At 53.0% G+C, this 13771-nt stretch carries 12 protein-coding genes; 3 read left to right on the forward strand and 9 right to left on the reverse strand.

Annotation, left to right across the window (positions count from 1 at the left end):
* Nucleotides 1-200: 200 nt before the first annotated feature.
* The 3 genes from fadE (at nt 201) to SK39_RS06880 (ending at nt 4113) form a co-directional block, all read left to right on the forward strand.
* On the forward strand, nt 201-2645 hold the full coding sequence (gene fadE, locus SK39_RS06870) for an acyl-CoA dehydrogenase FadE (RefSeq protein ID WP_048216814.1): 2445 nt from the start codon (nt 201-203) through the stop codon (nt 2643-2645).
* 110 nt (nt 2646-2755) lie between these two features.
* Nucleotides 2756-3523 carry an amidohydrolase gene (locus SK39_RS06875; protein ID WP_048216815.1) on the forward strand — a complete coding sequence of 256 codons (768 nt, stop codon included), beginning with the start codon at nt 2756-2758 and terminating at the stop codon, nt 3521-3523.
* Between the two features lie 179 nt (nt 3524-3702).
* Complete coding sequence (locus SK39_RS06880; protein WP_003838871.1) at nt 3703-4113, forward strand: Spy/CpxP family protein refolding chaperone; 411 nt, start codon at nt 3703-3705, stop codon at nt 4111-4113.
* A 15-nt stretch (nt 4114-4128) separates the two neighbouring features.
* Here SK39_RS06880 and SK39_RS06885 read toward each other — a convergent pair whose 3' ends face one another.
* The 9 genes from SK39_RS06885 to SK39_RS06925 form a co-directional block, all read right to left on the reverse strand.
* On the reverse strand, nt 4129-4848 hold the full coding sequence (locus tag SK39_RS06885) for an EAL domain-containing protein (protein ID WP_003838873.1): 720 nt from the start codon (nt 4846-4848) through the stop codon (nt 4129-4131).
* A gap of 1 nt (nt 4849) precedes the next feature.
* A complete protein-coding gene (locus SK39_RS06890; protein WP_048216816.1) occupies nt 4850-6517 on the reverse strand; it encodes an O-antigen ligase family protein in 1668 nt (555 codons plus the stop codon).
* Nucleotide 6518: 1 nt separating this feature from the next.
* Nucleotides 6519-7061, reverse strand: coding sequence for a fimbrial protein (locus SK39_RS06895; RefSeq protein ID WP_048216817.1), 543 nt, complete (start codon nt 7059-7061; stop codon nt 6519-6521).
* Between the two features lie 9 nt (nt 7062-7070).
* Nucleotides 7071-8135, reverse strand: coding sequence for a fimbrial protein (locus tag SK39_RS06900; protein WP_048216818.1), 1065 nt, complete (start codon nt 8133-8135; stop codon nt 7071-7073).
* Complete coding sequence (locus SK39_RS06905) at nt 8132-8737, reverse strand: fimbrial protein (RefSeq protein WP_032948581.1); 606 nt, start codon at nt 8735-8737, stop codon at nt 8132-8134. Before SK39_RS06905 ends, SK39_RS06900 begins: the two co-directional genes overlap by 4 nt.
* 12 nt (nt 8738-8749) lie before the next feature.
* A complete protein-coding gene (locus SK39_RS06910) occupies nt 8750-9538 on the reverse strand; it encodes a fimbrial biogenesis chaperone (protein WP_032948580.1) in 789 nt (262 codons plus the stop codon).
* A gap of 14 nt (nt 9539-9552) precedes the next feature.
* Entirely contained in the window at nt 9553-12024 is a 2472-nt protein-coding gene (locus SK39_RS06915) for a fimbria/pilus outer membrane usher protein (RefSeq protein ID WP_048216820.1), read from the reverse strand.
* A 41-nt stretch (nt 12025-12065) separates the two neighbouring features.
* Nucleotides 12066-12614, reverse strand: a complete 549-nt coding sequence (locus tag SK39_RS06920) for a fimbrial protein (protein ID WP_003838886.1) — start codon at nt 12612-12614, stop codon at nt 12066-12068.
* A gap of 69 nt (nt 12615-12683) precedes the next feature.
* The gene (locus SK39_RS06925) at nt 12684-13232 is read right to left on the reverse strand and encodes a fimbrial protein (protein WP_044702521.1); all 549 of its coding nucleotides are present in this window, start codon (nt 13230-13232) and stop codon (nt 12684-12686) included.
* Between the last annotated feature and the right edge of the window lie 539 nt (nt 13233-13771).

Raw genomic sequence — 13771 nt, forward strand, 5'->3', positions numbered from 1 at the left:
GTGTACCGGATAGCGCTACCAGCGAGAAGTACAAGCCACAGGAATGGTTACGGCTTTTGATTTTTTGTGCCGGTTAAAACAGCAACAATGTGAGCTTTGTTGTAATTATTTTGTAAACACATTGCTAAAAGAATTTACATCCACTACAACCATATCATCACAAGTGGTCAGACCTCCTACAAGCAAGGGAGCTTTTCGTTATGATGATTTTGAGTATTATCGCTACGGTTGTTCTGCTCAGCGTTCTGTTTTATCACCGCGTGAGCTTATTCCTCAGCAGCTTAATTTTGCTCGCCTGGACGGCCGCGCTTGGCGTGGCTGGCCTGTGGTCAGTCTGGCTGCTGGTTCCTCTGGCCATTATTCTCGTACCGTTTAACTTTACGCCGATGCGCAAATCTATGATCTCTGCACCGGTGTTCCGCGGTTTCCGTAAAGTCATGCCGCCGATGTCGCGTACTGAGAAAGAAGCGATTGATGCCGGTACGACCTGGTGGGAAGGTGATCTGTTCCAGGGCAAGCCTGACTGGAAAAAACTGCATAACTATCCTCAGCCGCATCTGACTGCTGAAGAGCAAGCGTTTATTGATGGTCCAGTGGAAGAAGCGTGCCGCATGGCGAACGACTTCCAGATCACTCACGAACTCGCGGATCTGCCGCCGGAACTGTGGGCATATCTGAAAGAACACCGCTTCTTCGCGATGATCATTAAGAAAGAGTACGGCGGGCTGGAATTCTCCGCCTATGCTCAGGCTCGCGTTCTGCAGAAACTCTCCGGCGTTTCCGGGATCCTGGCGATCACCGTTGGCGTGCCTAACTCATTAGGCCCAGGCGAACTGCTGCAACATTACGGCACCGAAGAGCAGAAAAATCATTACCTGCCGCGTCTGGCTCGCGGTCAGGAGATCCCATGCTTTGCTCTGACCAGCCCGGAAGCCGGCTCAGACGCAGGCGCGATCCCTGATACCGGCGTAGTTTGTATGGGCGACTGGCAGGGCCAGCAGGTGCTGGGTATGCGCCTGACCTGGAACAAACGCTATATCACGCTGGCGCCTATCGCTACCGTGCTGGGTCTGGCATTTAAACTCTCCGACCCGGAAAAACTGCTGGGTGGCGAAGAAGATCTTGGCATTACCTGTGCGCTGATCCCAACCTCAACGCCAGGTGTACAAATTGGGCGTCGTCACTTCCCGCTAAACGTGCCGTTCCAGAACGGTCCGACACTGGGCAAAGATGTGTTTGTACCAATTGATTACATCATCGGTGGTCCGAAAATGGCCGGTCAGGGCTGGCGCATGCTGGTGGAATGCCTGTCTGTGGGACGTGGTATTACCCTGCCGTCTAACTCGACGGGCGGCGTGAAATCGGTCGCGATGGCCACCGGCGCGTATGCGCACATTCGTCGCCAGTTCAAAATCTCTATCGGCAAGATGGAAGGTATTGAAGAGCCGTTGGCACGTATTGCCGGTAACGCCTACGTGATGGACGCTGCGGCATCACTGATTACCTACGGCATTATGCTGGGTGAAAAACCGGCGGTGTTGTCGGCCATCGTGAAATATCACTGTACCCACCGCGGACAGCAGTCAATCATCGATGCGATGGATATTACTGGCGGTAAAGGCATTATGCTTGGCGAAAGCAACTTCCTCGCCCGTGCTTATCAAGGTGCGCCAATCGCTATTACCGTTGAAGGTGCCAACATTCTGACCCGTAGCATGATGATCTTCGGTCAGGGTGCGATTCGCTGCCATCCGTATGTTCTGGAAGAGATGGCTGCGGCACAGAGTAACGATGTGAATGCGTTCGACAAGCTGCTGTTCAAACACATCGGTCACGTCGGCAGTAACAAAGTGCGTAGCTTCTGGCTTGGCCTGACACGTGGTTTAACCAGCAGCACGCCAACCGGCGATGCGACCAAACGTTACTACCAGCACCTGAACCGTCTGAGTGCCAACCTGGCCCTGCTTTCAGATATATCTATGGCTGTACTGGGCGGTAGTCTGAAGCGTCGTGAACGTATCTCCGCACGTCTGGGCGATGTGTTAAGTCAGCTATATCTGGCCTCCGCGGTGCTGAAGCGTTATGACGACGAAGGCCGTCATGAAGCGGACCTGCCGTTGGTTCACTGGGGCGTTCAGGATGCGTTGTACAAAGCGGAACAGGCGATGGACGATCTGCTGAAGAACTTCCCGAACCGTCTGGTCGCGGGCTTGCTGAATGTGGTTATCTTCCCTACCGGTCGCCACTACCATGCACCGTCTGACAAATTGGATCATAAAGTCGCGAAGATTTTGCAGGTTCCGAGCGCTACTCGTTCTCGTATTGGTCGCGGTCAATATCTGACGCCAAGCGAGCATAACCCGGTTGGTTTGCTGGAAGAGGCGCTGCTGGACGTGATTGCAGCCGACCCAATCCACCAGCGGATCTGTAAAGAGTTGGGTAAAAACCTGCCATTTACCCGTCTCGACGAACTGGCGCACAATGCGCTGGCGAAAGGGCTGATTGATAAAGATGAAGCCGCGATTCTGGTGAAAGCCGAAGCGAGCCGCCTGCGCAGTATCAACGTGGATGACTTTGAACCCGAGGAGCTGGCGACTCAGCCGGTAAAGCTGCCAGAGAAAGTGCGTAAAGTCGAAGCCGCATAACGACACTCGCACGACGTTTAGCCCCGCTTAATGCGGGGCTTTTTATTGCCACATTTTCATTAATGCTCATGCTACAGTGTCAAAATGTTGTTCAACGAGGAGCCTCGATCGTGCCTGGTTTGAAAATTACTCTGCTGCAACAACCATTGATCTGGATGGATGGCCCGGCCAACCTGCGCCATTTTGACCGACAACTGGAAACCGTCGCCGGACGTGATGCCATTGTATTGCCTGAGATGTTTACCAGCGGATTTGCCATGGAAGCGGCAAATAAATCGTTACCGCGAGAAGAAGTTGTAAGCTGGATGCGTAGCAAAGCGCAGCAGACAAATGCCCTGATAGCAGGTAGCGCGGCGATACAGTCTGAACGGGGGCCGGTGAATCGTTTTTTGCTGGTTGAACCCGAAGGTAATGTGCATTTCTACGACAAGCGCCATCTGTTCCGCATGGCGGATGAGCACCAGCATTACCAGGCGGGTGACGCGCGCGTTATTGTTGAATGGCGCGGCTGGCGCATTCTGCCGTTGGTCTGTTATGACCTGCGTTTTCCGGTATGGTCGCGCAATCGCAACGATTACGACCTTGCGTTGTATGTTGCCAATTGGCCTGCGCCGCGTTCTCTGCACTGGCAGGTTCTGCTTGCCGCACGGGCGATTGAGAACCAGGCTTATGTAGCAGGATGTAACCGCGTGGGCACTGACGGTAACGGGCATCATTATCGCGGTGACAGCCGGGTGATTAATCCGCAGGGTGAGATTATTGCCACCGCCGAGCCGCATCAGGCCACACGCATTGACGCAGAACTGTCTCTCTCAGCGCTGCGTGAATATCGCGAGAAATTTCCCGCCTGGCAGGATGCCGACCCGTTCACGCTATAACTATCGCCTTCACTCCCGCTGCATAACGTTTTTCCGTGGCGGGATTGTTTCACTCCGTAACCAACCGCAAAACAAATTCGCGTGGCGACATGCGGTGGGCATCGTATCCTGCAAAAGATAATCACTCGTAACCAGCGAGTGACTGACAATGTTAATAATTCCCTTATCAGGATCTCGACATGAAGAACTTCTTACGCATGACTTTGCTGGCAGTTACCGTGGCTGGCGCTTCTTTTAGCACGCTTGCAGCAACCACATCTAATGTTCCGGCTCCAGCCCAGGATCCGATAGTACAACATCTTAAGTTGAGCACTGACCAGATTGCGCAGATTAAAAAACTGCACCAGCAGCTTGAAACCAACGTAAGCCAGATTTCGGTGAAGGATGTTAAAGACGGCGCGTTGATTGACGTCATCAAGTCCGGGAAGTGGGATGAAACAGCCGTCAAAAAACAGCTTTCGGCATTCAGCAACATCGAACAGCAGGCGCGTTATTATCGCGTGAAATACTATTTTGACCTGAACAAAGTGCTGACTCCAGAACAGCGCCAGCAGGTGCAAAAAGACATCGCACAGACGCTAAGCGAGTAATTGCCAGAGCCTGAATCAGCAATGATTCAGGCTTTTCGGTAAAATCGCCTGTTCAAACAGAAACCCCTGTACAGCATCTGCGCCGCTCATACGGCAAATGGCATAATCCTGTGGCGTTTCTACCCCCTCAATGACAACCCGTTCACCCAGCCCACGAAACTGATTGACCAGAACCCTCAACTGCCACTCCGATGTTCTGAACTGATGAAACATTCCACTTTCAATTTTGATGGCATCGAAACGGATGCCCGACAGCCGCCAGACAAAAAATAGCTCAGGTGAAACATCATCCAGCCACACGCGAAACCCGTGACGCACCAGCGTTTTTACGGCGATGCATACGGCCTGCTGCTCTGCCTTCTCCAGCCGCATCATGGAGCCCGGATCCTGAATCTCAATAACAATCCGCCCCTGATGCACCTGCTTTGTGAGACGCGTGACCCATGACAGACAGGTCAGCATCCTGACGGATAAATTCAACGAATAGCTTCCAGAAAGAGCCAGCACCCGTTGCATTTGCCATAGAAAAAGCTGCTGTTTTGCCGCAATTGAAAGGTGCTTGAAAAACAAATCCAGTGGAAGCGGAGTGCGTACCTGACTTAACACTTCACAGACATCCAGCGATACGTCATCAAAAAAATGAATGCGCTGCAAACGGATCCCAGTGATCTGCAGCAGTTCGGCGTTGCGGGGAAGTTCTGGTACATAACGGGCCTGTTCGCTGAATCTGTTCATATCATTCCAGTATTTTATTAAAAGGACGTCGTGCATCCTGCAGCCACGGGATACGGCGATCGTTCGGGTATATCAGGCAAAAGCGCGTCGCCAGACGATGCGCCTCGACAAGGTCGCGCTGTTGCAACGCCAGCAAGATTTGCGTGAAGGAGACATTAGGGTCTGGGTGAACGCGCACATAGTCAGGCGCCCAGCGGCGAACCGCCTCCAGCCAACGAGCGTCCCGAGTACGCTGATACCGTTGCAGATACCCCATCTGGACATCAAACCGATAGCGACTGGTAAGAAGCCAGCCTCCTACAGGGAGCGATTCGGCAAGATGCCACTGCGATGACTGCCTCTCCGCCAGCGTCAGTTGCTGTTGCGTATGCAGCGTGAGAAGCAGCAATGGCGCGACTGTCAGTAGCGAGATAACCCCTGGCGCGCGAATCAGCCACGTCGAGGTAAGCGCCAGGCGTATTCCAGCTCGGTCGCTGTCTGCACATCGAAGCAACAGGATCAGCAGTAGCCAATGCGGCGTTGACTGCCTGACGGGGTATTCCGTCAGCATATGAATCCCCACCGGCAGCGCCGCCACCAGACAGGCGCGACGCCAACGATTTCCATGCATCCAGAGCCAGAAACCACTCGCAATAAAACACAGCGCTCCCACCAGCCCAACCAGACCGCCCTCCACCAGCCATAACACCAGTTCATTGTGCGGATGCGAGATGCTGCTCAACCCCAACGGTCCCGCACGTTCGAGAAACACGGCGGCAAAACTGCCCACGCCCCACCCCGTCCACGGGCGTTCGGCAAATAATGCCAACGACGTTTTGAGTACCGTCCAGCGCACCTGGGAAGTGGTGAAGTGATCGACCGTTGCAACGGACAAAAAATGGCGAACGAGCGACCCCGCCGCCATGCCTGACGCCAACGGCAACAGGAGTAGTAACAACGTACGCCGTTGCGCCGGGAAAACCGCCAGCAGCAGCACTTCACCGACTACCAGAGACAGGTAACCGGTTTGCGACTGGGATTCATGCAGCACAAATCCCATCATCACCAGGCCAACCCCGATGACAATTCGATACCCGTCGCGCAGCCGTAAAAAGAGCGTGGCTGACAGCAACACGCCACAGGCCGTAAAGCTGGCCAGCAGGTTGACCTGCTGAAAAATGCCGTAAGGCCGTGTACCACGTCGCCAGGCAAACTCCCAGTAATCCACGCCCGGCAAATGCCAGTACTGATAGACAAACACCAGACATTCAATCACGCACGCCCCCCATAGCAGGGCCAGCAGTGCCGTCAGGGTGTTTGCCGTGAGAGGAATTTGCAATGTGACCAGATAGACGCTCACACCTCCCAGTAACGCCCCCGCCACCAGTAGTGCCTCGGCCTGCCTGACGTCAGGTGTTAGCAGGCAAAGCAACATCAGGATGAACGCCCCGATCGTAAAACCCGCAGCTGGCACAGTGATGCGCCAGCGTTGACGAGGCGCCAGCATCAATGCGCTTGCAGCCAGTACAACAGCGTAGATCCAGCTCGTAATATTAAGCGGCAACGACAGACCGCTGCCGCCGTTGTTCGGCCAGTAGAAATGCATGGCCCCACACCAGAAAAACAGACTAATACCGAGCAATAATTTCTGCGCAGGCAGCGGCGCAATGCGATTCAGTTCGTTCATCATGCTACTGGTAGTTCAACGTCCAGGTCCCGCTGGCGCTGAACGGACCGTATTCGAGAGACTGATTTTTTATCGCCGATGGCTCCGCTGCGACCCACGCCAAAAAATTCAGCGTCATCGAACCTTCTGTTATCTCTTTGACTGATGTGCTCTCATCAAGGCGGATTGCCGTGCCGTCCTCTTCGCTCATCCCAATCCCGATCCCTGACGCGCCGCCTTGTTCACTGCTATCCAGCGCCAGATGATCTGCCAGCTCCGCATCCTCACGACCGCTGAAGGTAACCGAGATCCCACGGAAAACCTCAGGATTGCAGTCGCGTAACTTGATGCTGAATTTTTCCGGCTTACTGCGCCCCGAGAGATAGAGATCCTGCGTCGCGATTTGCTTGAAATCGACCTCGATTTTGTCGCCACCCGGTGCAAGGCTGCAGGCCAGTGCTCTGATGGTGCCGTGAAAATACATATCGCCGCCGACCAGTTTGGTGTCGGCCTGTGCCATGCTGCCAAGCAGTAACATACCGGTCGCGAATAACGCCGAGAATCTCATGACATCCCCCTACTGAAACTGCGCGACAACGGTGGCAGAGGCTTCAAATTCACCTTCCTTCACACTTCCCACGCCCGGCTTTGCCACCGGCGCGGCGGTGAGATTCCAGTCGCCCTGATTCTGGTAAAACCCCTTCACGTTGTAAAATTGATTGGGCACAACGGTGCCACCACTCTCGTCTTTAAGCATAATGCCGAGATCGTCGCGTTTTTGTCCGCCGCTTAACGTGCCGAGGAGATTACCGTTAAATCCCGCCGTGCCTGACGCCGTGGTCGTTTGCACGCCAAGATTGATATTCAGCGCGCCCTGATCGAAGCTGCCGCCCTCACACACCACATGTATAGGGATTGGCTTACTATAGTTAGTGCCGTTGAGCCGGGCAGCGGATCCTGGCAAATCGCCAAACTCAATGCTGATTTTGTCTCCCCGGTTGAAGGTGCATTTGTCCGGTACGGTAATCAGCCCGGATTTAATCACCACGCGGGAAATTGGCGTTGTCGGCGTAGGACCAGCATCCCCTAAGCGCCCAGCAACCTCCACCAGCGACTGGGAGGTAATATTGATGCCATTAATAATGGGTTTTGTGACAATAAACGTCACTTTCCCTTTTGAACCACTTTCTATGTTGGTAGCCCGCTCGTAACCTTTGCGCTTTTTGCAGCTATGATCGTTATAACGATTTGAAAAATTGGTAAAAGGTGCCTGAACGTAGTTGTTATAACGCCCGGCGACCCACACCTGTACTTCCACATCCAGATACTCGTTTAAACGAAAACGGTTCGCTCCCTGATTGGAAGGCGGCATCGTGGTCGTGGTGGTGTAGTAAATCGGTTGTCGGGAGATGTCAGCCTGTTCGCAGTGAAAATCCACTACATACCAACTGCCCAGATTCCACGGGAACGGCTCCGTTCTGCCGCCCACGTGGTTTTTGCTGACATCCAGCGAGTTCAGTTCAATATCGTACTGATGCGGCGATCCTCCCTGCGGCTCACCTTCCCCCTGTGTGAATGCCTGCCCGGCCAGCGGACAGGCTGCCAGCACCCCCCACAGCAGCATTTTGCGCAATACGCTCATAGATACTCCAGCTTAAGTCTGACCAGACCGTTAAATTCTCCGGCGGTCACCTCTCGCCCAAAAGATTCCAGCGCGGCAAGAAAATGAATGGCGTTATCGCCCGGTTTGAGGATCCACATGCGTTGCGGTTGATTCAGGTGGATCAACTGCTTACGTTCAGTCAGTAGCCGGATGCCCGCGCCGCGAACATCGCCACGAATGCGCCCCAAATCGCTGTTTTCCGGTGCGCCTTCAGCCATCATCGTCATCGAAACACCACGCTCCACCGTGCTGTAAGCAAGCTCAGGCATCTCACTGGTCTGCCCGGGAAAATCCCTTAAGGTATGACCGGAGCCCTTTAAACAGCCGTTCAGATACAGCGTGACCAATACCGGATCGCTGCGATCGCCGCCCTGGCGAAATCGGCTGGCGGAAATATCACCAAGATCGATAGTCTGATCGCGGGAGGCCATATCCAGCACGCACGGCGAAACGAATACCCGACCATGAAAGCGGACATTGCCATACTCACCGGACACGTTGCTCATATCCTGGCGACCGCTTGTGGCCTGAACCGAGCAGGCCATGCCCGCCATCAGCAGAGCGCAAAGCATCTTTTTCATTTACGAATCCTGTTACCGGGGCTGTTGCTCCATTGGCAATGCTTTACACACATTGCCTGTGCAGCTGAATTTCAATTCGGGATGACCGCCAAAATCGTTCACATACATCATGCTGAACTGGCTAACGCTGCCGTCGGTCACACTGAAATCGCGAGAGGACTTTGGTGAAACCATAACCCCAGGGAAGTCAGTCAGCCTGTCGCCGCCCTGAGCTTCAGGTTTGCGGCTTAAGCCGATCAAGGTGACGAAGTACGGCGTTGGGTTATCCACACTCCAGCGCAGGCCCTGCTTATGAAAGACCAGTTGGTTTTGCCACACGGCGCCCGGTGTTTCCGGCACGATGGCGGTCGGACGGTAGAACAGTTTGATACGCGACTGCATCGCCAGCTGCAGAACGTTCGGCTTATCCGGCTTGGGCGGAATTTCGCGCACGTTCAGGTAGAACAGACTTTCTCGATCCTGTGGCAGAGCGTTAATACCGCTGGTTTTCGTCACACGTGCAATGCCCTTTTGCCCGCCGTTAATCCGTTGTAGCGGCGGTAAAACCATCAGCGGCGAAGTAATTTTTGTTCCATTGGCGTCTTCCACCCACGACTGAGCCAGAAACGGAATGCTCGGACTGGTGTTGGTTAAGTTCGCGCTGACAGAGCGCGCATCACCAGTGATGATCAGGCGCGTACGGTCAAGTGCGATACCCGCCCATGAGGCGTTGATCTCTGCAATCAAAAGCAGACCGCAGGCCACGGGTTTCAGCCAACGCTGCACGGAGTAAAAAGCTTTATTTTTCATGACAAAATTCATTCAGGTTATTGAAATTATTCACAAGGCAACAGCACGTTACCCTCCGGGTTGATTTGTTGCGGCACCTGTAAGTGACACTGAGCACGACCGCCCCAGGCAACAGAAAGACGCTCAGTTGGATTCACACCCGCAATCCAGGCCATGCCGTTTTCCATCACCATGGCGACGCTGACACCGTTGGCGTTAAACACTTCGGCACCAAACGGCGGTACAGAGCCATCCTTCAGGCGCAGCAGCGCCATCATTTTTTGCCCCTGCGCCACGGCGAAGCGCTGATAACCAATCGCGCCTTCCGTCAGGGTGTTGGTGACGATGGCTTTGGTCGCGGAAATATCCTCGTCCATTGCGTCTACATCGATACGGGTATCAAAGCTGTGATAGCTGACGACGTCCGGTACGACGGCAATACCGAAGCGGTTTGAGTGCGCCTGTTCACCGTTCAGCGGTACATTCGCCACACCGTCGGTATCAACCATCACCCTGGCGGTATTCATTGACGCCTGGCTGTTATGCAGCGCCGCGCCGTGACGCGTTGCGGTAAAGCCGCCGCGCATCGTGCCGCCAACGGAGAAATAACGTGATTGCTGCCAGCTGACGTTAGACTCAAGCTCAGCCATCATGCTGCGATGCTTGTAGTAACCATCAAACGCGGTGTGCCCTTCACCGGAAACCCCTGCGCGCAGTCGCCATGGATTGTTACGGTCGCGGTTATCGGAATACGAAACCATCTGACTGGTCTGGTTGCCGCTGTTTTGCACTTCATAATCCATGGAGCGGCCATCGCTCCATGGCACCGAAATGGACAGCGAAAGGCTGTCGTCCCGTTTGCCCTGATACTCAGAACGGTAAGCGGCAAGGTTGGCGCTGATCCCCTGAATGCCTGCGAACGAAAAGCTGTGTCCCATCGACAACCCGTAACGATCCTGAGAGCCACGATCCCAGTAATTCTGGTGGGTATAGGTCAGGTACAGCGTGGTCGCTAATTGCGGGTCGTCAGCAAAAAAGGTCTTGTTACCGGTGATGGTGTACATCTCTTTTTCGTTGCCGGCGCTGTTGTTATTTTCATACTGCTCGTCAAGGAACTGCGAGAAGGTGCGGAAGTTACGCTGTGAAAAGCGGTAACCAGCAAAGGTGATGGCGCTGTTGTACTCATCAAAGGTTTTGGCATAGCTGAGCTTAAAGGACATCCCTTTTTGTTCAGTCTGATGCTTCACCCGACTCACGGATTGCGTCGCGTCAGCCGACAGCGCACCCAGCCAGCTCAAATCCCGCCCAATCCCCATCGACCAGGCGTTATAACGATCGCCAGTGAGCAACGCGCCGCCATACAGCGACCACGCATTGCTGACCCCCCAGGAAAAATCACCGCTATAAAACGTAGGCCCCTGGACGTCGTGGTTATAACGCGATGGCTTACCGACCGCGGCGTTGTATCGAACATAGCCCGGGCGCGTCAGGTAAGGAATATCGGCCGTATTGACCTGAAAGGTTTGTACACTGCCATCCTGCTCTTCGACGCGAACATCCAGCGTGCCGCGTACCGAGCCGTGCAGATCCTGAATATTAAATGGCCCCGCAGGAACGGTGGTTTGATAGATAACACGCCCCTGCTGACTGACAGTGACCTTCGCATTGCTGCGCGCGATGCCATGTACTTCGGGCGCGTAGCCCTGCAAATTCGGCGGCAGCATGCGTTCGTCGCTGGCGAGGTTCGCCCCGGTGAAACGTACCGAATCAAAAACCTGAGAATTCAGGTAGATTTCGCCGAGCGTCAGTTTTGCCGCCTGCATCGGTAACGGGCGATAGGCATAGATCTGATCCCAATCGATTCGCCCTCGGTTCTCATCCGAAGCGTAATTGGCTTGGTACTGGCCACGAAAACGCCACGCGCCGAGGTTAAAGCCAGTCTGCCCATAGCCAGACAGAGAGCGATAACGATCGCCGCCCTGCTCGTAATGTGTGGCCTGGCCTGAAACGCTGTAGTCAAAAATTAGCCCTGCGACACCGTTATCCCAACGCTCCGGCGGCGTCCAGTCTGGATCAGTATATTTCATCCATGCCTGAGGCACGGTAATGTCCAGTACGCCGGCGCTATTATTCAGCACCACACCCGGCAGGCGGGAAATGTCATAGCAGGCCGCGCTGATCGGGTGAATATAGGTCAGCGCCTCTTCTTTGAGCGCCAGTAATTCAAGTTGTTGTGGCGTCAGACAGGCCATGGATTTATGCGGGTTGGCAGGGTCGACGATATAACGAATCGACTGCTGAGGGATCTCCTGGCTGTTAATACGAACATCCAGCAGATATTCTCCGGGAGTCACAAAGTTGCCTTCGGAAAAACGCTGCAAATCGACATTGTGCCTGTCGCTGGCATCCAGTACGTCGGTATTAAATTCAATGGCCTCATCCGCTTCAACAAATGAAGAGGCACAGACCAGAGCAATAAAAAGCGCCAGACGTTTTTTATCTGTTTTCAGCGTGATCATTTTCGTTCGCAAACCTTCAGATACCCGAATTGCAGTGCAGCTCAGAGATAATTCACAACAAAATGCGTGACCGCAGTAAATTCGCCGGATGTCATTCTTCCGTCGCGGGAGATCAAATAAGCCGTAAAATTGAGCGTGTTTTTCCCTGGGTTAAGCGCATAGTCCGGTGATGGCTCACCCAGATGAATTTGCTGTCCTTTGCCGTCATATATTTCTATCGCTAAATTTTCAGTTTCCGATTGCACGCTCAGATAATCAGGATTGTCACTATCGGGTGCGCCGGAAAAGGTAATATTGGCGCGTTGAAACAGACTCCCCGGATGTTGAGAATCCCCAAGGGAACATCCCAGCAAATGAATGCTGAAATCATGCGCAGATACTTTTTCAGGTTTACCGGAAATATCTCTGGCTGAGAGATCATCAAATTCAACCAGTAGCGACCGGTCGCGCGGATCGACATAACAGGCAGCTTCAATAATATTTCCCCGCATGCGCATTTTGCCGGGCGTACTGACAAGACGATGAGTGTCAGCCAAAACCCATGCAGGCGATATAAAGATAAAAAGCAGTAAAATACGCCATCCAGGCATCACCGCATTTCCTTTCAGTTATTCGCAGGAAGGGTTAGGCAGGCGCATAATTGCGCCTGCTGCAGATCGTTACTGGTAGTCGATCTGGAAATTAACGGTAGATTCGAAATCACCCGGAGTTACCGCTGCAGATGCGTTGTTTGCCTGCAGGTAAGCGACGAAATCAATGTCGGTTTCGCCATCGGTAATGTTGACCTGAGAGGCGGCTTTGCCCCATTCCACGTCCTGGTTGCCGCTGTCAACCATACCGATGCCCGCACCCTTTGCAGTACCCGAGGTGAACGCGGCCAGCGCGTTGTTATCTGAATCAATTGTTGCCGGGGTATAGGTCACAGTAGCCGTTTTCGCGACGGTCGTATCGCAGCCCTGCAGCACGATTTTGGCATGCTTAACGCCAGCACGTTGGTTGTCTTTTAACTGAGAGGTTGGGATTTCACCAAAATTTACCTGCACCGGGCTGGATTCTGGGGCCAGACCGCATGCGGAATTAACTAGAGAACCAGTGAAGTGAATTTTACCGTTAGTCGGTTCAACATTTTTTGCAGCATAAGCAGAAGATGCAGTAAAAGCCATTCCCGCCATCAGCGCACAGGCCACAGCCACGTTTTTCATTTTCATATTACTACTTAACCTTATATCTGTTTTTTGGTTATTCCGGCGATCTATTTCCGCAGACAATTAATGCAAGGGAAATCCTGATCTGCAGGTGGCGATAGTGCATATCCTTGCAAACAATCCATCTCAAGCCACCCCGTATTTTGAACTTCATTGGTATTCCATCCGAAATACCGTCCACAGGTGTTTACGCTGTTTCGGGGCTTATATTAAGTCGACGAAAAAATGACACAATGCAAAAATCCGGTATTAATCAAACTCAGGGAATCGTGTTGTAACCCTGTCTGTCTAGCGATCGTTTACCTAAAAAACATCCAAAAAACACACCACACCCAGTGTTAATTGCTATTATTTATAGTTTTTATAGAGTTTTTATCTATCAAATATTTTTTTATTTAGCCAGAAGAACAGGCAAAATGTATTTATGAAAGTTTTGTAAAAATGAAATTAGGTATCAAAAGCGAGTAATGACAATAAGATAGTGAAAGAGAGGAAGGACATAGGAGGATTCTATTAGATATATTAATAGATTGTTATGTAAA

It is taken from the genome of Citrobacter sp. BIDMC107, assembly GCF_001037575.1.
Classification (GTDB): domain Bacteria; phylum Pseudomonadota; class Gammaproteobacteria; order Enterobacterales; family Enterobacteriaceae; genus Citrobacter; species Citrobacter freundii.